Origin of the sequence: Roseburia sp. AM16-25 (assembly GCF_003473825.1) — a bacterium.
In the GTDB taxonomy this organism is placed as follows: Bacteria; Bacillota; Clostridia; order Lachnospirales; family Lachnospiraceae; genus Pararoseburia; species Pararoseburia lenta.
In genome coordinates this window covers 381,045-402,495 of record NZ_QUCW01000003.1, presented here as the reverse complement: position 1 = coordinate 402,495, position 21,451 = coordinate 381,045, and the positions used below count along the sequence as shown (strand labels likewise).

The window sequence follows — 21,451 nt, the reverse complement described above, 5'->3', positions numbered from 1 at the left end:
TCCTACCAGATAAACTCCTTCAGTCCGCTGCTAAGAAGTGATCTTCCACAGATAGATACTAATATCGGCTCACACCATACCCGACTCGCTCGACGTTCTCACCTCTGCGTACTGTCTTCCTCAACGCATTTGTCAAATCATATTTCGTTAAAAATTATACTTAGTGTAGATGCGTTTGTCAAGGATTGCCGGCGAATTACAGCGTATCGTCTTCTCCGTTCATATCAATGCCATACTGCTCAAAGAACTGCTGCATGTCCTCGTCATCTTCAAAATCATTCTGCATTTCTTCCTGCATCATATCCATAAATGCTGCATTACTGAACAAAAGCCCCCATGTGATAACTAAAAGTACCACTGATATGACAGCCGTCGCGATACCACCGATTGCCATGCCCTTTTTCTCACAGGTAACAATCTGGATCACACCAAAGACGATCGCCAGGATGGCTAAGATCACATTGACGCCACTGCAAAAACAAAGCAGGGATATGATACCAAGGACTAAGGATGCCACGCCAAAGCCTACACCCAGTTTCTTGCCATTTGGTCCCACCTGCGGTCCGGTCTGCCCGTTGGTATATGGATTGCTATTGTAGGAATACTGGTTATTCTGTCCACTGCCTCCATAAGGGTTTCCGTTATTCTGACCGGCATTTCCGTAAGGATTTCCATATGGATTGCCATATGGGTTACCATTGACACTTCCCTGATTGCTTCCGTATGGATTGCTTTGCCTATAGTCCTGCTGTCCCCCGTATGGGTTACCGCTGTTTCCTGCTGTATTCTGCTCTGTCTCGTCTTCAAACATATGCTCGTTATTATCCATGATGCTCCTCCAAATCTATTTGTGTAAGTCGATGATGTTATAATATATGCCCATGATCCCGACAAGTAAAATAAAAAATGCCAGATACACGCCTGCGCATATATAAGCCGTCACGACCATACGATTTTTACCAAAATGTTTTTGCACATAAATCCCAAGAACGATCGCAGCCACTGCAAAGACCATCCCTACATACCAATAACAGACCAGACATGGTGCCAATATGCCACATATCATGCTGATGACCGATAAAATTGTAGATAATTTCTGATCTTTCATATGCTTCTTATGCCCTCTGGAATTTGCTTTTAATCTTACCACTTAATCTTTCAAAATGCCATCCCTCATTTTTTCTTCCTTATTTTTATAAATTGGATTATAATGTAAGACAATTATACCATTTGTAAAAGAAGAAAAGGGGATATTTCATGAGCACATTGAATTTGACCCTGCTGACAGATCTGTATGAAATGACCATGATGCAGGGATATTTCAAAAACAACAACAATCACACCGTTGTGTTTGACGCTTTCTACCGCACCAATCCTTCGGGTGGTGGCTATGCCATCTGCGCCGGAGTGGAACAGGTCATTGAATATATTGAGAACCTGCATTTTGATGCGGATGACATCAACTACCTGCGCGGACTGCACATCTTTGATGAGGACTTTCTCGCCTATCTGGCAGACTTTCATTTTTCCGGTGACATCTATGCCGTGCCGGAGGGTTCTATCATTTTCCCGCGCGAGCCTTTGATCAAGGTCATCGCGCCGATCATGGAAGCGCAATTAGTTGAAACCGCCATTTTAAATATCATGAACCACCAGTGCCTGATCGCGACCAAGGCTGCCCGCGTCTGCTATGCGGCTGAGGGGGACGGCGTCATGGAATTTGGTCTGCGCCGTGCACAGGGCCCGGACAGCGGTACTTATGGTGCCAGAGCCGCCATCATCGGCGGTTGCAAGGGGACTTCCAACGTACTTGCCGGACAGATGTTTGACGTGCCGGTGCTTGGCACCCACGCCCATTCCTGGATCATGAGTTTTCCGGATGAATATACGGCATTCAAGGAATACGCAAGACTATATCCAAATGCCTGCACACTTTTGGTAGACACCTACGACACCCTTGGTTCCGGCATTCCAAATGCCATCCGCGTTTTCACGGAAATGCGCGAAGCAGGCATCAACCTGACCAATTACGGCATCCGTATGGATAGCGGCGATCTCGCCTATCTTTCAAAAAAGGTGCGCAAGATGTTAGATGATGCCGGATTTACCGATGCCATCATTTCTGCTTCCAATGACCTGGACGAGTATCTGATCCAGAGTTTGAAAAGTCAGGGGGCTACCATTACTTCCTGGGGTGTTGGGACAAACCTCATCACCTCCAAGGATTGCCCTGCTTTCGGCGGGGTCTACAAGTTAGCAGCCATTGCTGATGATCAGGGAGGCTTTATCCCTAAGATCAAATTATCTGAAAACACCGAAAAAGTGACCAATCCGGGAAATAAGACCTTCTTCCGTATCTATGATAAGGAAAGTGGCAAGATCAAAGCCGATCTGATCTGTCTTCACGATGAAACCTTTGACACCGATCAGGATATGAAACTCTTTGATCCAAACGAGCCTTGGAAAAAGACGACCCTGCCCGGTGGGTCTTATACCATGAAAGAAATGCTCGTTCCTGTGATCTGCCAGGGCAAGCGTGTCTATGATACCCCGCCTGTTATGGAGATCCAGAAGATCTGCAATCAGGAAAAAGAGACCCTATGGGAAGAAAACAAGCGTTTTACCAACCCGTCCAAGATCCATGTGGATCTGTCACAGAAATTATATGATATGAAGCAGTCCCTTCTCTCTGAGATGAGCCGCTAAAAGGAGCAAAAAGCAGTAGTGAAAAATCCTTCACTACTGCTTTTTCTTAATTAAATCCCATAAAACGCTGTGAGATCTTGTATGCTTTTACAGATAAGTAACGACCAAATCTGCCCGGCAGATTCATGGCATGCCCCAGTGCACCCCAGCGCAGATGATGATAAGTGCGCGGATCCTTATCCTTGATGTATTTCCAAAGATCTTTGACCTTTTTCAAATTGACCGGATCATTGGATACATAGCCGATACAGGTAGAAACTACCGTGATCGTCTCCAGATAGGAAAGCATATACTCACGCAGATGTTCTTCCTCGATCTGCCACAGGTCATAAGCATCCACCATACGCTTGTTGACATACAACTGCTGGTCGATACGTTTGATCATGTTCTTTTCGTTGACTGACTGTCCGTCACGTCCTATGTAATAACGATAAAAATCTACATTCAGATAATACAGTGTCTTTACAAACGGCAATGGCTCATACACAAAGAGGTTATCAACATAAAAGGTATGTTTTGGCAGTTCCAAGTGACAATCACGAAGCAACTGCGTGCGATAGGTCACGGAATGCATCAAAATAGAAAATCCCTTGATGTTATGCTTCATATCATGCCAGCCCATGATCCTCTCCTGCGGGAAAAGCAGGGTGTAAAACATGGTGCGCTGATGATGATAATCGCCCTCGATCTTTTCATAGACATAATTGGTCAAGAGCATATCCACAAGCGTATCGTCTGCAACGAACTTCTTCAAAGTCTCCAAGACCCTCATGTAGGCATCCACATCCACCCAGTCATCACTGTCAACGACCTTAAAATAAATACCGCTGGCATTGGCAAGTCCGGTATTGACTGCGCAGCCGTGTCCACCGTTTTCCTGATGAATTGCTTTGATGATGGTCGGATATTTCTCGGCATAAGCATCCGCAATCTCCGCCGTGCGATCACTGGATCCGTCATCTACAATAATAATCTCAACATCTTCTCCACCCGGGAGCAATGATTCTATACATTTTGACATATAGCCTTCCGAATTATAACACGGAATGGCAAAGGAAACTATCTTCATGTTTCTTCCTCCTAACAACCGTCTCTTATTATATACACAAAACTTTTGTAAAATAAAGTATTTCTTTTAGTCCATCCGGTGCAAAGCAATAAATTCCGCATATTTATCAAAGGCTGACGGGATCGCATACTCCTTTCGGGTCTTATCGATATCAACCAGCAAGTAGTCCTGTGGCCCCTTGGAAAGATCCTCATCCTGCTGGAAACTGTCGACATCTGCCACCTGTATCAAGAAGCCCTGCATAAGCCATTCAATATGAGAAAAAATATGTTTTGCCTCCGGCAGTTTCTTGATCTGCAAGGGAGCCAGATTTTGTCCGCGCACAAAGGCAAGCGCTTCTTCCTCCGTCAAATATCCCTCGATATTAGGCAGTTCGTACAGTCCTGCCAAAAGTCCCTTGGAAGGGCGTTTCCGCAGAACGATCTTTTGTCCATCCTGTATCAGAAGGACGGTTTTCTCCTCGATCCGTCTGGGTTTTGCCTTGGTCTTGACCGGCAGACGGTCGTAAGTATCGTTTTTATATGCCAGACAAAAAGGCTGCCAGGGACAAAGATCACATTTTGGCTGTCCATTGGGTATGCAAACCAAGGCTCCGATCTCCATCAATGCCTGATTAAAGGCTCCTGCCTCCTTGGGCATAATCTGGGAAAGCTGCGCCGTCATGCGCTTTTTTGTTGCATCTTTTAAAATGTCGCTGTCATCCTGACTGACGCGCGATAAGATACGGAGTACGTTGCCATCCACCGCCGGCACCCGCTCATCAAAGGCGATGGAAGCGATTGCCCCCGCTGTATAGGGTCCGATGCCGGAAAGCGCCACGATTCCATCATAGGTCTGCGGCATCTGACCGCCATATTCTGCACAAATGGTCTGCGCCGCCTTTTGCATATTGCGGACGCGATTGTAATAGCCCAAGCCTTCCCACAGTTTCAAAAGTGGGTCCTCCTGACACTTTGCCAGTGCCTCGATGGTCGGCAGGGCTGTCATAAAGCGCTCGTAATAGGGGATCACGGCTTCCACACGGGTTTGCTGTAACATGATCTCCGAAACCCAGATATGATAGGGATCTTTATCTTTTCGCCACGGAAGGTCGCGCTTATTTGCCTCATACCAGGTCAGGGTCGGCTCTACCAAAACCGATAAATCTGTATTTTCTATCATCTTCTATCCTATTATAACAGGACTGGTCTGCCTGTTATACTTTCTGTCATAAATTGCACATTCTGTCTCTTGATCTGATTTCTTGTACCTAGTATAGCATATCCCCGCCTACCTTGGTCGGACTTCCATAATTTTTCAAACAATCTTAAGAAATTTTAAGAGTTGGCGGAATAATAGACACGTCAAACAAAATGTGTAATACTATACTTATAGTTTTTAGATAGCACACGGAGGACAAACATATGAATACAGAGACCCGCAGACATTTTTCCCGCATCGGCATAGCCTACTTTATCGGTGCACTTCTTTTTGCCGGTGTCCGCACCTTGACACCGCTCGCCCTTACACATCTGGCGCCCACGCTCGCCGCAGATCAGACCCTGAGTTTTCTGATTTCTATGCTGACAACCTATATCATCGCCGTGCCGCTCATGATGCTTGTCATCAAGCGCGTTCCAAAAGAAGGCAGCATCCAGCCTTGTACCATGACCGGCAAACAGTGGATCGTCACCTTTCTCATCTGCTATGCCGGCATGTACCTGGCAAACATCGCCGGAAATATCATCACCAATATAGTCGGCAATCTCAAGGATTCCACCGTCACGAATGAGATCGTGGAGACAGCCCTTGCAAATGCAGCCTGGGTCAATATCCTTGTTATGGTGCTGCTTGCGCCTGTCTTAGAGGAGTTGCTTTTCCGCAAGATGCTTATTGACCGCACCATCAAATACGGCGAGGGCATTTCCGTTTTGATCTCCGCCCTCTTCTTCGGACTTTTCCACGGCAATCTCAACCAGTTTGCCTATGCCTTTGTGATCGGCGGCGTTTTTGCCTTTGTCTATGTCAAGACTGGCAATGTCAAATACACCATCTATATGCATATGCTGGTCAACTTCCTCGGTTCCGCCGTCAGCATGGGACTTCTAAAACTGTCTGGTATGGATCAGTTGGCGCTTGCCGCCACAGATCCCGAAAAGATGGCTGATGTCTCTTACCTGACCGATATCTTTATGTCGCATCTGAGCGGTATGTTACTGCTCTGCCTCTATGCACTTGTGCTGATCATTCTGGTGATCGTAGGCATCGTATTATTCTTTAAAAATATCAAAAAGATCCACCTGCTGACTTCGCCGGACAGCGTTGCTCCCGGCGCACGCTTCCGGACCTATTTTCTCAATGGCGGCATGATCCTTTTTATCGTATGGTGGCTGGTCCAGATCATCTTGCAATTACTGATGTAAAAGATATGTCAGAGATATGTCAAAAAGACCATGGTACTTTACAAAGCACCATGGTCTTTTTTCATGTCATTTTATGTATCGTTTGTCAATTTGCTTTTTAGAAGTCTGTCAGATCTGCTGCGCGTCTTTCCAAAAATGCAGTCATGCCTTCTGTCTTATCATGTGTAGAACATGCCACACCAAAGAGGTTTGCCTCCATCTCTACAGCATTCTTGATGTCCATGTCATAGCCGTTGTTGATCGCAGCCTTGGCAACAGATACTGCATAACTTCCCTTGCTGCAGATCTTCTTAGCCATTGCTTTTGCGGTATCCATGAGTTCTTCCTTGGCAACAACCTTATTTACCAGACCGATGCGGTATGCTTCCTGTGCATCAACAGAGTCACAGGTAAAGATCATTTCCTTTGCACGTCCCATACCAACCAGACGAGCCAGCCGCTGGGTTCCGCCAAATCCAGGAATGATACCAAGGCCTGTCTCCGGCTGACCGAAACTAGCGTTTTCAGATGCGATACGGATATCACATGCCATGGAAATCTCGCATCCACCGCCAAGAGCAAAACCATTGACAGCAGCGATCGTAACCTGACGCATATTCATCAACTTGAAGAATGGAACAGATGCTCTCATACCAAAGGCTCTTGCTTCTGCTGCGCTAAAGTTGACCATCTCTGCGATATCAGCCCCTGCTACAAAGGACTTGAACTCATTGCCCTTCTTATCAGGACCACCGGTCAGGATCAGAACCTTGACATCATCTCTAGCCTCGATCTCTGTCAGTGCTACATTTAATTCGTCCAATGTCTCACTATTTAAGGCATTGAGGGCTGCCGGACGGCTGATGGTCAGGACAGCGATTTCATCTTCTACGTCTAATTTTAAATTTTTGAATTCTCCCATGTTTCTTTCCTCCTCGATTGACGACAGATCAAATTATCTGTCAATTATCACTTATCCTCACTATACTACTTTGATAATTTTTTGTCAATCTTATTTAGAGGTTATTTGGGATATTTCTGATATGCCCATGTCAGCACCGATAAAGATGGTTTCGTGATACCAAGTTTTTCAAAGAAAGCGTGCATGCCGCCATTGAGCAAGACCAAAGGAATTGGCAAGAGGGCTATGAATTGTGTTGCTGATACTCCATGACTAGTTCATCTGCCAAATACGCATCACTCATGCAATGCATAAAAGAAGCGCGTTCTGCTGACGAACGCGCTCGTTTTGATGCTCTTTTACTCTTACAAAGTCACAAAGATTGACTCTTAATCCCCATCAATTTTGCATTTTGATTGAGTGACATTCTTGGTTCCGTAGCATTGATCGTTGCGAGAGCAACGCCAGCATACTTTAGCCATCGAAAACTGCTTTCCAGTAAATCTTATCTTATTCCTTACTCATATCCCTTGACTTCTGCACGCATGCCCGCTGTGCCTCGATCACAGAGGAACGCAGTCCCGATTTTTCCAACTCGGCTACGGCTGCAATGGTCGTGCCGCCCGGGGAGCAGACAGCATCCTTAAGGAGTCCCGGATGCTCTCCTGTCTCCAATACCATCTTGGCTGCCCCAAGGACAGACTGGGCTGCAAATTTATAAGCCTGCTTTCTTGGCATGCCGTCGGCAACTGCAGCATCCGCCATTGCCTCGATAAACAGATAGACATAGGCAGGGGAAGATCCGCTCACGCCAACAACGGCATCCATCATAGTCTCCGGCACGATCTCTGCCTTGCCAAAACTTTCAAAGATTGCCATGACTTCCTGCAATTCTTCCGGGCTGATCTTTTCATTCGGTGTCACGGCACTCATTGCCTCGCCCACCAGTGCCGGTGTGTTTGGCATAGAACGCACCAGCTTGATCTGCCGTCCAAACAGATCTGTAATGGACGCCAGTGTCTGTCCGGCTGCGATCGATACGACCACCTGACCTTCTTTACAGACATCCCGAATCTGTGGGATCACCGTGGCAAATACCCCCGGCTTTACGGCAAGGAATAAAATATCTGCCTTTCTTGCCACCTCAGTATTGTCCGTCGTTGCAACAATGCCAAGTTCTTTTTCTATTTTTTCAACCGTTTCCTTTGTCTTTGCAGATGCCAGAATCTGCGACGGCGCATAAAGCCCTGCCGCGATCATGCCGCCCATGATGGCTCTGCCCATATTTCCACTACCGATCACTCCAACTGTCTTTGCCATGATCTTTCCTCCTAGAATCCCATCTTAACTACTCTATTCTACAAGCACTCACATCTGATAACAATGCCGTTTTAGTTCTCCAGTAGTTTCTCAATCGTTGCCACCTTTACGCATACGCAGAAGATCTCTGCAGCTGCCTTTAAGTCTTCCATGGTTGGATAAGATGGTGCAATACGGATGACAGAATCTTTTGGATCCTTGCCATATGGGAATGGTGCACCTGCTGGTGTCAGCACAACACCAGCCTCTTTTGCCAGCGCAACGACACGCTTGGCGCAGCCCTCATTTGTCTCATATGTGATGAAATAACCGCCCATCGGCTTGATCCATGATCCTGCTCCCAGACCGGAAAGTTGGCTTTCCAAAGTTTCCAGTACCAGTTCAAATCTAGGTCTTAAAAATTCTGCATGTTTTTCCATATGTTTTGCAATGCCATCGGCATCTTTAAAGAAACGGACATGACGCAACTGGTTGACCTTGTCAAAACCGATCGTCTGAATAGTCAGTGACTTCTTGATATCCGCAAGGTTTGCCTCAGATGCTGCAATGGCTGCAATGCCACCTCCGGCAAAGGAGATCTTGGAGGTAGAGCAGAACTCAAATACCATATCCGGGTTGCCTGCCTTCTCACATTCATCCAAAATATTTAAGATCTTTCCCTTTTCTGCGCCATACAGATGATGTACGGCATAAGCGTTATCCCAAAAGATACGGAAATCTTTTGCTGCCGGCTTTAATGCTGCCATACGTCTCACCGTCTCATCAGAGTAGATCACGCCCTGTGGATTGGAGTACTTCGGTACACACCAGATACCCTTGATGGCATCATCCTCTGCTACCAATTTTTCCACCATATCCATATCCGGTCCTTCTTCTGTCATTGGCACATTGATCATTTCCACGCCGAAATGCTCGGTCACTGCAAAATGACGATCATAGCCAGGCACCGGACATAAGAATTTTACTTTATCTAATTTACACCAAGGGGTCTGGCCCAAATAACCCAAAAGCATTCCACGAGCCACCATGTCATACATGGTATTTAAACTGGAATTGCCACAAACAATGACCTGTTCCGGTCTGACTTCCATAATACCTGCCATAAGACGCTTTGCCTCAGGGATGCCGTCCAGTCCGCCGTAATTACGTGTATCCAGACCGTTTTCTGCCTGCATCAAAGACTCTGCATCCACTGCATTGAGCAGCCCCATGCCCAGATCCAACTGCCCGCTGGATGGTTTACCACGGGACATATCGAGTTTCAGACCCTTGTCCTGATACTCTTTGTAGATCTGACGTACCTTTGTCAGTTCTTCCTGCAACTGTTCCTTTGTCATGTCTGCATATGTTTGCATGCTATTTGTTCCTCCTGTTGCTTGTTCCTTTATTAAATAAACTTTGCCGACTGCTGTCATCGCCCGCAAAGGTCATTTCCTCTTACTCCGCTTCTCTGCGGATCTTTTCCAGATGATCCCGGATCTGTTTTTCGTAGCCCATATCTGTCGGCTCATAAAAACGTGTGCCTGCTAAAGCATCCGGCAGATATTGCTGTGCGACATAATGGTTTTTAAAATCATGTGCGTATTGATAACCAATGCCATGTCCCAACTTACCGGCGGATTTGTAATGTGAATCCTGCAAATGTACCGGGATCGGTGGTGTCTGTCCGCTTGCCACCATATGCATGGCTGCATCAATGGACAGATAAGAGGCATTACTCTTGGGTGCACATGCCACATAGTTGGTAGCCTCAGCCAGGATGATCTGGCTCTCCGGCATGCCGATGCGTTCCACTGCCTGTGCTGCTGCCACGGCAACCTGCAAAGCCTGCGGGTCTGCATTTCCCACATCCTCTGCTGCACAGATCATGATGCGTCGTGCGATGAATTTGACATCCTCTCCGGCATAGAGCATCCGCGCCAGATAATAGATAGCTGCGTCCGGGTCAGATCCCCGCATACTCTTGATAAAAGCCGAGATTGTGTCGTAGTGGTTGTCCCCACTCTTATCATACTTCACAACACGCCTTTGGATACATTCACTCGCCACGGATAAAGTAATGTGGATCTTCCCATCCGCAGAAGGCTCTGTCGTAAGAACGCCAAGTTCAATGGCTGTCAGTGCACTTCTGGCATCTCCATTTGCCATATCGCTCAGAAAATCAAGCGCATCATCATCAATGACCGCTCCATAAGAGCCAAGTCCTTTTGCACTGTCGGTCAGTGCGCGCCGGATCAAAGTCTTGATGTCCTCCTGGGATAATGGCTTTAGTTCAAAGATGATGGATCTGGATAAAAGCGCGCCGTTGACCTCAAAATATGGGTTTTCCGTCGTTGCTCCGATCAGAATGACCGTCCCATCTTCCACAAAAGGCAAGAGGTAATCCTGCTGTCCCTTGTTAAAACGGTGGATCTCATCAATGAAAAGAATGGTCTTTTTGCCATACATGCCCCGAATGTTCTTGGCATTTTCCACGACCTGCTCCATGTCTTTCTTGCCTGCCGCCGTCGCATTAATGGATGTAAATTCCGCGCTGGTCGTATTGGCAATGACCTTGGCAAGGGTCGTCTTTCCGGTTCCCGGCGGTCCATAGAAAATAATGGATGATATCTTGTCCGCCATGATGGCACGATACAAGAGTTTGTCCTTTCCTATGATATGCTGCTGTCCGACGACTTCATCCAGACTCGTCGGCCGCATACGGGATGCCAAAGGAGATTCCTTTTTTCCATTTTCCTGTCGCATGTAATCAAATAAATCCATGTTTCCTCCGAAATTGCATTTTAAAATATAAAATCTTGCATATTTACTTGCATATTTCCTATTTCTTCTTGCATTTTCGTTTTAAAATGCAGGATTTCGTATCTGATTATGCATCACACCTAATAAGATACTAAATAATGGGAAAAAGTACAAGTCTTTTGTCATATATATTTTCTATCACTTGTATGTCATAAACCTATCACGGTTCCACAAGGCGGTCGACTGTCACAAAGGTATAGCCCATTTCCTGCAAAGCCGGAATGAGTTCCCGGACTGCCTCCACAGTGGACGGATAAGCGTCGTGCATTAAAATAATATCATTTTCTCCCACATTTTTCACTACCTTACAATAAACCTGCTCCGCGTTCTGTAGGCTCCAATCCAGAGTATCCACATCCCAGAAGATCCAGAACATGCCTGTCTGCTTTTCCAAGGTCTCATTTTTGCAGCCAAACGGCGGGCGGAAAAATTGCGGACGTTTTCCGGTCAGACCTTCTAAAATATCATTAGTCTTTGTTATCTCCTCTGTTGTCTCATCCGCGGAGATCTGGCAGACATTGGCGTGCGTATATGTGTGATTTCCGATCAGATGCCCGGCATCGCTTACCTTTTTTACAACATCCGGGTAGAGTTCTGCTTCTTTTCCCATCATAAAAAAACTCGCCTTTATACCTGCCTGATCCAAGACATCAAGGATCTCCTCTGTATAGACCGGATGGGGACCGTCATCAAAAGTCAGGGCTACGAGTTTTTCCGCCGGGTCTGCCCAGTCTGCATTGCTTATGACTGTCGCAGTCTTTCGCACCGGGTCCGATCCTTCATAGACCGCATACTGCCAGAAAAGTCCGCCACACGTCACAAGCAGTCCAAAAAGTCCCGTCAGGATATACTTCTTTTTCATAAAAAAAGCCAGCCCTGACTTTTTGCCAAGACTGGCTCTGCTCTTATTCTTCATACTATAGTATATGAAAAATGTGCTCTTTTATGCCTGATGCTTTACGACAGCGGTCAATTCTGTACCCGCTACATCAATATAAATGGTATCGCCCATATCCACTTCATCTGCCAAAATGCATTTGGCTGCCATGGTCTCTACATACTTTTGCAGATACCGCTTGAGTGGTCTTGCACCATAGATCGGATCATAACCATGATCGACAATGTAGGTCTCTGCCTCCGGTGACAATTCCACACGGATCTCACGGTCTGCCAGACGTCCGTTCAACTCCTCCATGAGAAGCGTCACGATATGACCGATATTATCCTTGGTAAGCGGCTTGAACAAAATGGTCTCATCCAGACGGTTCAAAAATTCCGGTCTGAAATGCTGACGCAGTTCGTTCATCACGGCATCTTCGGCTTCCGGTCGGATATTGCCATTTTCATCAATGCCCTCCAACAGATAGGAAGACCCCAAATTACTGGTCATGATGATAATGGTATTTTTAAAGTCAACCGTCCTGCCCTGTGAATCCGTGATACGTCCATCGTCTAAGACCTGCAAGAGGACATTGAATACATCCGGGTGCGCCTTTTCCACCTCGTCAAAGAGGACAACGGAATAAGGTTTTCTGCGGACTGCCTCTGTCAGTTGTCCGCCCTCATCATAGCCGACATATCCAGGAGGCGCTCCGATCAGACGGGAAACGGAATACTTCTCCATGTACTCGCTCATATCCAGACGTACCATGTTGTTCTCATCGTCAAACAGGCTTGCCGCCAATGTCTTTGCCAGTTCCGTCTTACCTACACCGGTAGGTCCTAAGAAAAGGAAGGATCCGATCGGTTTGTCCGGGTCTTTGATACCCGCTTTGGAACGGATGATGGCTTCACTGACCTTGGTCACGCCCTCATCCTGACCGATGACCCGCTTGTGGAGTTCCTCTGCTAAGTGCAGGGTCTTATTGCGCTCGCTCTCATTTAATTTTGCCACCGGAATACCGGTCCAGCGGGAGATGATACGGGCGATCTCCTCCTCGGTCACGCTCTCGTGGACAAGACTCATATCCTTATTCTTGATCAGTTCTTCTTCCTGCTCCAACTGCTTTTCCAACTGTGGAAGTTTGCCGTATTGGAGTTCTGCCGCCTTTTCCAGATCATAATTCTGCTGGGCGATCTTAATCTCATTGCGCAGGCTCTCCAGTTCCTCTCGTAACTGGGAAACCTTTTCTACTGCGTGCTTTTCGTTATCCCACTGGGCTTTCTGTCCGGAGAATTTCTCCCGCAGTTCGGAAAGTTCTTTTTGCAGATTTTCCAGACGCTCCTGACTCAAATGATCGTCCTCTTTTTTCAGCGCAGTCTCCTCGATCTGAAGCTGCATGATACGACGGTTGAGTTCGTCCAACTCTGTCGGCATGGAATCCAGTTCCGTCTTGATCAGGGCACACGCCTCATCGACCAGATCGATCGCCTTATCCGGCAGGAAACGGTCTGAGATATAACGGTTGGATAAAGTTGCCGCAGAAACCAACGCACCATCTGTGATCTTAACGCCATGGAATACTTCATAACGTTCTTTCAGACCACGCAGGATGGAAATGGTGTCTTCGACCGATGGTTCATCCACCATAACCGGCTGAAAACGTCGCTCCAGCGCCGGATCTTTTTCAATGTATTCCCTGTATTCATCCAGAGTCGTTGCACCGATACAATGCAATTCTCCACGCGCAAGCATTGGTTTTAACATATTGCCCGCATCCATGGCACCGTCTGTCTTTCCGGCACCAACGATGGTATGCAGTTCATCGATAAAGAGGATGATCTCGCCATCGGAATTCTTAATCTCATCCAAAACGGCTTTCAGACGTTCCTCAAACTCACCACGATATTTTGCACCGGCGACCAGTGCACCCATATCCAGGGCGAACAACTTCTTGTCCTTCAGGCCTTCCGGTACATCCCCGCGGACAATTCGCTGTGCCAGACCCTCTACGGCTGCCGTTTTGCCGACACCCGGCTCACCGATCAGTACCGGGTTATTCTTGGTCTTACGGGATAGGATACGGATCACATTGCGGATCTCTGCGTCTCGTCCGATGACCGGATCAAGTTTCTGGTCTCTGGCACGCTCGACCATATCATAACCGTATTTCTCCAAGGTATCATAGGTTGCTTCCGGATTGTCCGTCATCACCCTCTGGTTGCCCCGCACGGTAGAAAGTGCCTGTAAAAAGCGGTCTCTCGTAATGCCATACTCCTTAAAGATTTCCTTGATGGCACGATTCGGGTAACGGATCATGGCAAGGAAAAGGTGCTCGACGGAGACATACTCGTCCCCCATCGCCTTTGCCTCATCCTCTGCATGGATGAGTACCTGATTTAAGTCCTTACCGACATAGACCTGCCCCCCGGAGACTTTTGTCCTTGCCTCCAGATGCCGGATGGCATTATCCTTAACATGTTCTAACTGTATCTCCATCTTTTCGATCATCTGCGGGATCAGTCCATTTTCCTGCTGCAAAAGAGCGACCAAAAGATGTTCCTGTTCGATCTCCTGATTTCCATATTCATATGCCAATTTCTCACAGTCCTGCACTGCTTCCATTGACTTTTGTGTAAATTTCTGGATGTTCATATGCTTCACCTCCTAAATCTTATCTTATCACGCAGACGCTCTTTCTGCACCTGCATATTCTCTTAATTTTTGTTTTGCCATCGCATTCAGATGTCTCGGCACATCGACCTCCACGGTCACGTACTGATCGCCGTGGAATTGCGCATTCCGCATGGAGACGATACCCTTATTTTTCAGACGGATCTTGCTGCCGGACTGGGTGCCCTCTTTGATCTGACACTCGACATCGCCGTACAAGGTGTGGACTCTGGCAGATCCGCCCAGGGCTGCCGTTACAAATGGCACACGGATGGTCGAATAGACATCCATGCCTTCCCTACGGAAAGCCTTACTGTCAAGCACATGGACTGCCAGCATCAGATCACCATTCTTGCCACCATTTATGCCCGGCTGACCTTTTCCTGCAAGGCGTACAGTCTTCCCCTCATCGATTCCTGCCGGAATATGCACCGACAAAGTCTGCGGCTGTCTGCCGGATGGATCAGAGATCGTGATCTGCTTGTCACAGCCAAAGGCTGCATCTTCAAAGGATATGGTGATCTCTGCATGCAGATCTTTTCCTTTCATTGCACGGTTGCCAAAGCCCTGAGATCTGCCGCCAAAACCGGAGCCACCACCACCAAAAGCACCTCCAAAGATGGAATCAAAGATATCTCCCATATCATCCATATTGCCGCCTTCAAAATGAAACTCCATGCCATCACCATTGCGATAGAACTTGGTTCCCCCGAAGCCGGAGCCGCCAAAACCACTTGCCTGGTTCGGATCAAAGCCTTCTGTAAAGGCAGCGTGTCCAAACTGGTCGTACAACTTTCTTTTTTCTTTATCACTCAAGACATCATAGGCTTCTGTGATCTCTTTAAACTTTTCTTCCGCCTTTGCATCCCCCGCATTGGTATCGGGATGGTATTTCTTTGCCAATCGCCGAAACGCTTTCTTTATCGTACTCTCATCTGCTTTCTTGTCGACGCCCAAGACTTCATAATAATCTCTCTTGGCAGACATCCCAACTCACCTACTTTCTTATTTAAAAGAAAACTGGCTACGGATTGTAGCCAGCCTCTTTTGTTCCTATCATCGATCACTCAATGGCGATCGTCTTTTTCTGCTCTACCTTCGGCTGGGCTTCCTTCTTTGGAATATCCAACTTCAAAGTACCGTTTTCAAATTTCGCCTTGATGTCCTCATGGGTGATATCTTCACCTACATAAAAACTTCTCTGGCAGGAACCACTGTAACGCTCCTTGCGAATGTACTTGCCATCTTCGGATTTCTCCTCGTCATTCGTGCTCGTTGTAGCACTGATGATCAGATAGCCATCCTTCAATTCCGCGTTTACATTTTCCTTACTATATCCCGGAAGATCAATCACCACTTCGTAACCTGTCTCTGTTTCTTTGACATCCGTCTGCATCAGGTTTGCCTTAGCAGTCGGTGTGGTCTTTCTCTCCTGTGGGAATACAAAGAAATCATCCATAAAATCATTTCCAAAAATACTAGGCATTAACATAAGTCATCGCTCCTTCCATATCATCAAAACTATTTGTTTTCTTATCTCATTGTTTTAATGTCTTTTCTTTTGACAATTATGTTATAGCACCTTTATTAGCACTCGTCAATAGTGAGTGCTAATAATTTTTGAAAATTCACAAAATCGTCACAAAAATCCCCAGACGGATCTTTTCCATCTGGGGATTGCTGTTTACTCTTTCTTTATTTTATGCGACTACCATATGTTCTTCGATGAAACCCTCCACCTGATTGCGCGGGATCTCCAGCACCGCGGAAATCTCCGAGTACAACTGCATCTCCGCCATCTTCATGTAGCGCTCATCCAGAGCCGTCATCTTCTTGCCCTTTTCCATGCGTCCGCGTCCACGCTCCCGCACAGTCTTTAATAGACGAACCCATTCCTTGCCGTCCAGACTACGGATGCACTCCTTGTATTCGTTCTCACGCTGCTTGTCATTGGTCACGTTTAACATATCGATCTGCGGCATCGCCTTGATCAGTGACATGACATCATCCTTGGTCATAACCCGGCGAATGGAAAGTTTGGGATTGTCCACCGGCGCATACATGATGCTGGTGCCATCTGTCGTCGGCGACAAATAATAATACTGCCGGTCTTTTGGCACATTCGGCATATCCAGGGTGTCGATCTTTACAATCTCGCATACACCATGATGACCATACACTACTCGTTCGCCCACTTCAAACATCTTGACACATCCTTTCACCAATTTCGACAACTCCATCGAGTCCACGACAATTTACACACATTTTACCTATATACATATATATTTTATCAACTTTTGGCAAAAAATGTAAGGGCGAATTTTCACAAAGTATATCTGAAACGCAAATGGATATTTTTCACAAACAAAAGGCACCTATCAAAAGGTGCCTTAAAAGATCCATATATCTAGATCTGTGTCATCACAAAGATATCGTAAATAGCCTTGATAGCATTGTCAAAATCATTGTTGCTGACACCGATAATGATGTTCAACTCGGAAGATCCCTGATCGATCATCTTAACATTGATGTTGGCATGTGCCAGTGCAGAGAAGATCCTTCCTGCTGTACCACGGGTAGACTTCATGCCACGGCCAACGACAGCGATCAGTGCCAGATCCGCTTCCAGATCAATGATGTCCGGATTTACGAGACGACGGATGGAAGAAATAACCTGCTGCTCTTTTCCTTCGAACTCTTCCTGATGTACAAAAACTGTCATGGTATCAATACCAGATGGCATATGTTCAATGGAAATACCATTCTCTTCAAATGCCTCCAGTGCTTTACGACAGAAGCCCACTTCTGAGTTCATCATATCTTTATCAATATTGACTGCTACAAAGCCTCTCTTGCCGGCAATACCGGTAATCGTATAATCTGCCTTTTGACAGGTGCTTTCCACAATCATGGTTCCCGGTTCTTCCGGCGCATTGGTATTCTTGATATTGATCGGGATGCCCGCTTTGCGTACCGGGAAGATTGCATCTTCATGCAGCACGGAGGCGCCCATATAAGAAAGTTCTCGTAATTCTCTATAAGTGATCACCTTGATCGGCTGTGCATTCTCAACGATTCTAGGATCTGCGACCAGACAACCGGAAACATCTGTCCAGTTCTCATAGACGCTGGCATGTACTGCCTTGGAAACGATCGATCCTGTAATATCAGATCCACCTCTGGAGAATGTTTTTACATTGCCATTGCTATCACTTCCGTAAAAACCTGGAATCACAGCCTTTTCTACATGCGAGAGACGTTCTGCCATCGCCTTATCTGTTTTATAGTCATCAAAGTTTCCATTCTCGTCAAAGAAGATCACTTCTGCTGCATCGATAAATTCATAGCCTAAGTAGTTTGCCATGATGATACCATTTAAATATTCACCACGGCTGGCTGCATAATCTTCTCCGGCTTTATCTGCAAAGTTTTTTTCGATTGTTCTGAATTCGTCTTCCAAAGAAAGTGTCAGATTCAGTCCATTGATAATGGAATTGTAACGTTCCTTAATTTTTTTCAGTGCACCCTTAAAGTCTTCCTCGGCTTCTGCTAATGCATAACAGGAATAAAGCATATCTGTTACTTTCGTATCCTTTGCATTACGTTTTCCCGGCGCACTCGGCACAACATAACGACGTGACTCATCCGCGCGGATAATATCTCCTACCTTGGCAAACTGTGCTGCACTTGCCAGGGAACTTCCACCAAATTTTACTACTTTAACCATTGTCTTACTCCTTAACACTCGTGTATATATAAAAATCGTCCGATCAAATCAGATGCTTTCTATATCTTATACTATATCTTATACTGTTTCTTCTTGCGTTGCTACAATATATCCGCTCTCGATTATAGCATATCCTGTCAAGTGCATGCAATGGAAAAACTTTTCGGTTATTCCTTCTGGTTATTCCTGTACGATACGATTGTATGTCCGGGCAGTCATCAGATACACCAGCACATAGATGATACCAAATACCACAAAACAGCCAACCATACACCCTGCCAAAAGCGCTGTATTGCGCATATTAAAGAGTGACAACATACGACGGATCATTGGAAAAGCAAAACAGGTATGGATACAGGCAGCTACAAGCGGCATAAAAAATACCATCAACACCTGGGAACGAATGGCAGAGGACACTTCCTCATGCGTCATGCCGACCTGCTGCATAATATGAAATCTCTTTCGATCATCATATCCTTCTGACATCTGTTTATAATAAATGATCAAAACTGTTGCAATCATAAAGAGTACACCAAGAAAAGCACCCGTAAAGAACAAACCACCATAAAGCGCATTCAACGATTTCTCATTCACGTTTCGATTTTCCACAGAAAAGCTGCTCATGTTTGTGGATGGATACTTTTGTATTTTCTTATAGAGTTCCTTTTGCTGATCAGCATCTCCATCGATATCAATACCATAATATGATCGCAACTCGTTAAAACAGTCATCATACTGATATGGTATGTGCTCTGCTATTTGCTCTACCGCTGCTTCATCTGGGAAAACAATGTAATATCCACTTGACATATAAGATGCCAGTATTCCATTGCACGGTGCCTTTTTCACTTCTTTTGCACGATAATCCTGTCCCATAATCTCAATCATGTCTTTTCCATAACGTTCATGAGCCGCATATACCAAAACCTCTCCCGGTTCTAACGTCTCCTTTGTATGCATGCTCTTATTGTAATCCTCCAGATTCATGCAAAAAAGAACTCCCGCAGACGTTCCCATGGCAGACGCATCTGCTTCAAATGCATCTCCATGTCTTCGGGTATAAATAATACAACCGCGTACATAAATCTCATCTTTGACATCACAGCCGGTTTCCTTCGCCATCTGATGAATGGCTTCTATCATCTTCTGATCGTCACTGCGACTTGTACCGGAAACATAACACATGTTCTGCATCGGATAACGCGTATATAAAATATCGTGCATGCTAAACATCATAGAAGATGTCGTGGAAATCATCACGAGCACCATGGTAGAAAGAACACAAATGTGCGCTAATCCTATCGCATTTCGCTTCATACGATACATCATACCGGAAACACTCACAAAATGATTTGTCTTATAATAGAAACTTTTCTTCTTTTTCAGCAATTTTAGTAACGCAATACTTCCCGCTGTAAACAGCAGATATGTGCCAAAAATGACGCAGAGAACGGCTACAAAAAACATAGCAAGTGCAGACACCGGATCTTCTATTTTCAGCGAAATAGTATAGCCTGTCGCCAAAAGTATAAATCCAAGAATGGCAAGCAGCCATTTTGCACGTGGTTCCTTTTCGCCCATATCCGTTCCATGTAAAAGTTCGATTGGCGATGTCGCATGAATTTGCGCAATATCATAAAAATAATTTAGCGCCATTATGACGGCAAACAATACCACCGTATGTCCAATCGCAAGCGGCGATACAAAAAAGCCCAGCGGAACAGAGAAACCTAGCATGCGTATCAGAACTGCATACAAAAGTTTATCCAAAAGCATGCCAAAAAGGATTCCTGCTAAAAGTCCTATCACAAGTACACTTAAGCTCTCCCAGAACAAGGTGATCGCCAGATGTTTTTTCTCTAAGCCAAGCATATGGTAAACACCAAACTCTTTTCTTCTCTGCTTGATCAGAAAGCTGTTCGTATATAACATGAAAATCACTAGAAAAATGCGGACAACCCAACAGGCAAATATCAAAATAGAATTCATTGTATCAAAGCCGAGCATGTTCTCAAATCCCGGATTCAGTGCCAATGATTGTATAATATAAAACATTGCCACAGCAGCAATCACGCTGAGTATATAAGGAGTATATATTTTTCCATTCTTTTTCATATTCGTTTTTGCCAGCTGGCGGTAAAATCCTTTACTCATTTTCATCACCGCCTGTCGTCAAGAGTGTCAGTGTATTGGCAATCTTTTGATACATTTCCTCATTTGTACTGTTGCCACGATACAACTGATGGAACACTTCTCCATCCTTTATAAACAAAACACGGCTTGCATGCGATGCTGCTTTTGTCGAATGGGTTACCATCAAGATTGTCTGCCCTGCCGCATGTAACTCCGAGAACACCTGCAGTAATTCATCTGTTGCCTTTGAATCCAAAGCACCTGTCGGTTCATCTGCGAGAAGCAGTTTGGGATCCATCATAAGTGCGCGTGTCACTGCCGCACGCTGTTTCTGTCCACCAGACACCTCATATGGAAATTTATCTAACACATCCTCTATCCCCAGTCTTTTTGCCAATGGTTCTGCTTTTGCCTTCATCGCTTCTGGTTTTTTCCCTGCAAGCACCATTGGTAAATAAATGTTATCTCTTAGAGAAAAGGTATCCAACAAATTAAAATCCTGAAATACAAATCCCAAATGATCACGACGGAATTTAGAAATTTCTTTTTCCGGCAAGTCCGTAATATCACATCCATCTAAAAGAACACTGCCGCTCGTTGGTCGGTCGAGTGCTGCTAAAATATTCAAAAGTGTTGTCTTACCACTTCCGGATTCTCCCATAATTGCCAAATATTCTCCCTGTTCCACAGAAAACGAAACATCCCATAATGCTTGTACCTGATTTCCGCCCAGACGCGTTTTATATATCTTTTCCAGACAATTTACTTCTAACATAGCCATATTTTCCTCCTGTCCTACACGCATCCCCTGCGTGCGCACTATCTTTTTTCATTACAAGCATACTTTAACAAAAGCCCT

At 45.7% G+C, this 21,451-nt stretch carries 18 protein-coding genes; 2 read left to right on the top strand and 16 right to left on the bottom strand.

The features are described 5' to 3' along the window. Positions 1-196: 196 nt before the first annotated feature. Complete coding sequence (locus tag DW183_RS09115; protein ID WP_118281686.1) at positions 197-829, bottom strand: DUF4190 domain-containing protein; 633 nt, start codon at positions 827-829, stop codon at positions 197-199. 15 nt (positions 830-844) lie between these two features. After that, a complete protein-coding gene (locus DW183_RS09110) occupies positions 845-1,108 on the bottom strand; it encodes a hypothetical protein (protein WP_147403377.1) in 264 nt (87 codons plus the stop codon). A 149-nt stretch (positions 1,109-1,257) separates the two neighbouring features. Here DW183_RS09110 and DW183_RS09105 point away from each other — a divergent pair, with 149 nt between their 5' ends. Continuing rightward, complete coding sequence (locus DW183_RS09105; RefSeq protein ID WP_118281684.1) at positions 1,258-2,706, top strand: nicotinate phosphoribosyltransferase; 1,449 nt, start codon at positions 1,258-1,260, stop codon at positions 2,704-2,706. Positions 2,707-2,752: 46 nt separating this feature from the next. Here DW183_RS09105 and DW183_RS09100 read toward each other — a convergent pair whose 3' ends face one another. Continuing rightward, a complete protein-coding gene (locus DW183_RS09100) occupies positions 2,753-3,775 on the bottom strand; it encodes a glycosyltransferase (RefSeq protein WP_118281683.1) in 1,023 nt (340 codons plus the stop codon). A gap of 66 nt (positions 3,776-3,841) precedes the next feature. Beyond that, positions 3,842-4,936 (bottom strand): A/G-specific adenine glycosylase, encoded by a 1,095-nt coding sequence (mutY, locus tag DW183_RS09095; protein WP_118281682.1) that lies wholly within the window; start codon positions 4,934-4,936, stop codon positions 3,842-3,844. A gap of 242 nt (positions 4,937-5,178) precedes the next feature. On the opposite strand from mutY, the gene DW183_RS09090 reads away from it, so the two are divergent. Next, positions 5,179-6,177: a CPBP family intramembrane glutamic endopeptidase gene (locus DW183_RS09090; protein WP_118281681.1), complete on the top strand. Its 999-nt coding sequence runs from the start codon at positions 5,179-5,181 to the stop codon at positions 6,175-6,177. Positions 6,178-6,274: 97 nt separating this feature from the next. Here DW183_RS09090 and DW183_RS09085 read toward each other — a convergent pair whose 3' ends face one another. The 12 genes from DW183_RS09085 to DW183_RS09030 all read right to left on the bottom strand — a co-directional run bounded on the left by DW183_RS09085 (position 6,275) and on the right by DW183_RS09030 (position 21,373). Continuing rightward, positions 6,275-7,078, bottom strand: coding sequence for an enoyl-CoA hydratase-related protein (locus DW183_RS09085; RefSeq protein ID WP_118281680.1), 804 nt, complete (start codon positions 7,076-7,078; stop codon positions 6,275-6,277). Between the two features lie 489 nt (positions 7,079-7,567). After that, positions 7,568-8,377, bottom strand: coding sequence for a pyrroline-5-carboxylate reductase (proC, locus tag DW183_RS09080; RefSeq protein ID WP_118281679.1), 810 nt, complete (start codon positions 8,375-8,377; stop codon positions 7,568-7,570). Between the two features lie 71 nt (positions 8,378-8,448). Beyond that, a complete protein-coding gene (locus DW183_RS09075) occupies positions 8,449-9,732 on the bottom strand; it encodes an aminotransferase class I/II-fold pyridoxal phosphate-dependent enzyme (protein WP_118281678.1) in 1,284 nt (427 codons plus the stop codon). An 82-nt stretch (positions 9,733-9,814) separates the two neighbouring features. Next, positions 9,815-11,140, bottom strand: a complete 1,326-nt coding sequence (locus tag DW183_RS09070) for a replication-associated recombination protein A (protein ID WP_118281677.1) — start codon at positions 11,138-11,140, stop codon at positions 9,815-9,817. Positions 11,141-11,339: 199 nt separating this feature from the next. Next, complete coding sequence (locus DW183_RS09065) at positions 11,340-12,041, bottom strand: polysaccharide deacetylase family protein (RefSeq protein WP_158573055.1); 702 nt, start codon at positions 12,039-12,041, stop codon at positions 11,340-11,342. An 81-nt stretch (positions 12,042-12,122) separates the two neighbouring features. Next, positions 12,123-14,714 (bottom strand): ATP-dependent chaperone ClpB, encoded by a 2,592-nt coding sequence (clpB, locus tag DW183_RS09060; protein ID WP_118281675.1) that lies wholly within the window; start codon positions 14,712-14,714, stop codon positions 12,123-12,125. Between the two features lie 27 nt (positions 14,715-14,741). Further along, complete coding sequence (locus DW183_RS09055) at positions 14,742-15,719, bottom strand: DnaJ C-terminal domain-containing protein (RefSeq protein ID WP_118281674.1); 978 nt, start codon at positions 15,717-15,719, stop codon at positions 14,742-14,744. A gap of 76 nt (positions 15,720-15,795) precedes the next feature. Beyond that, positions 15,796-16,224, bottom strand: a complete 429-nt coding sequence (locus tag DW183_RS09050; protein WP_118281673.1) for an Hsp20/alpha crystallin family protein — start codon at positions 16,222-16,224, stop codon at positions 15,796-15,798. 208 nt (positions 16,225-16,432) lie between these two features. After that, a complete protein-coding gene (locus DW183_RS09045) occupies positions 16,433-16,954 on the bottom strand; it encodes a CarD family transcriptional regulator (protein ID WP_243069560.1) in 522 nt (173 codons plus the stop codon). 185 nt (positions 16,955-17,139) lie between these two features. Continuing rightward, a complete protein-coding gene (locus tag DW183_RS09040; protein WP_118281671.1) occupies positions 17,140-18,459 on the bottom strand; it encodes an aspartate kinase in 1,320 nt (439 codons plus the stop codon). A gap of 180 nt (positions 18,460-18,639) precedes the next feature. Further along, positions 18,640-20,613: an ABC transporter permease gene (locus DW183_RS09035; RefSeq protein WP_158573053.1), complete on the bottom strand. Its 1,974-nt coding sequence runs from the start codon at positions 20,611-20,613 to the stop codon at positions 18,640-18,642. Then, entirely contained in the window at positions 20,606-21,373 is a 768-nt protein-coding gene (locus DW183_RS09030; protein WP_118281669.1) for an ABC transporter ATP-binding protein, read from the bottom strand. Before DW183_RS09030 ends, DW183_RS09035 begins: the two co-directional genes overlap by 8 nt. Between the last annotated feature and the right edge of the window lie 78 nt (positions 21,374-21,451).

What these genes read in the sequence shown, in the direction of transcription:
- DW183_RS09070 (WP_118281677.1), bottom strand. Translation starts at nt 11,140, where the DNA reads ATGGATTTATTTGATTACATGCGACAGGAAAATGGAAAAAAGGAATCT.
- proC (WP_118281679.1), bottom strand. Translation starts at nt 8,377, where the DNA reads ATGGCAAAGACAGTTGGAGTGATCGGTAGTGGAAATATGGGCAGAGCC.
- DW183_RS09105 (WP_118281684.1), top strand. Translation starts at nt 1,258, where the DNA reads ATGAGCACATTGAATTTGACCCTGCTGACAGATCTGTATGAAATGACC.
- DW183_RS09100 (WP_118281683.1), bottom strand. Translation starts at nt 3,775, where the DNA reads ATGAAGATAGTTTCCTTTGCCATTCCGTGTTATAATTCGGAAGGCTAT.
- DW183_RS09035 (WP_158573053.1), bottom strand. Translation starts at nt 20,613, where the DNA reads ATGAGTAAAGGATTTTACCGCCAGCTGGCAAAAACGAATATGAAAAAG.
- DW183_RS09050 (WP_118281673.1), bottom strand. Translation starts at nt 16,224, where the DNA reads ATGTTAATGCCTAGTATTTTTGGAAATGATTTTATGGATGATTTCTTT.
- DW183_RS09065 (WP_158573055.1), bottom strand. Translation starts at nt 12,041, where the DNA reads ATGAAAAAGAAGTATATCCTGACGGGACTTTTTGGACTGCTTGTGACG.
- DW183_RS09085 (WP_118281680.1), bottom strand. Translation starts at nt 7,078, where the DNA reads ATGGGAGAATTCAAAAATTTAAAATTAGACGTAGAAGATGAAATCGCT.
- mutY (WP_118281682.1), bottom strand. Translation starts at nt 4,936, where the DNA reads ATGATAGAAAATACAGATTTATCGGTTTTGGTAGAGCCGACCCTGACC.
- DW183_RS09040 (WP_118281671.1), bottom strand. Translation starts at nt 18,459, where the DNA reads ATGGTTAAAGTAGTAAAATTTGGTGGAAGTTCCCTGGCAAGTGCAGCA.
- DW183_RS09115 (WP_118281686.1), bottom strand. Translation starts at nt 829, where the DNA reads ATGGATAATAACGAGCATATGTTTGAAGACGAGACAGAGCAGAATACA.
- DW183_RS09075 (WP_118281678.1), bottom strand. Translation starts at nt 9,732, where the DNA reads ATGCAAACATATGCAGACATGACAAAGGAACAGTTGCAGGAAGAACTG.
- DW183_RS09110 (WP_147403377.1), bottom strand. Translation starts at nt 1,108, where the DNA reads ATGAAAGATCAGAAATTATCTACAATTTTATCGGTCATCAGCATGATA.
- DW183_RS09055 (WP_118281674.1), bottom strand. Translation starts at nt 15,719, where the DNA reads ATGTCTGCCAAGAGAGATTATTATGAAGTCTTGGGCGTCGACAAGAAA.
- DW183_RS09090 (WP_118281681.1), top strand. Translation starts at nt 5,179, where the DNA reads ATGAATACAGAGACCCGCAGACATTTTTCCCGCATCGGCATAGCCTAC.
- DW183_RS09030 (WP_118281669.1), bottom strand. Translation starts at nt 21,373, where the DNA reads ATGGCTATGTTAGAAGTAAATTGTCTGGAAAAGATATATAAAACGCGT.
- clpB (WP_118281675.1), bottom strand. Translation starts at nt 14,714, where the DNA reads ATGAACATCCAGAAATTTACACAAAAGTCAATGGAAGCAGTGCAGGAC.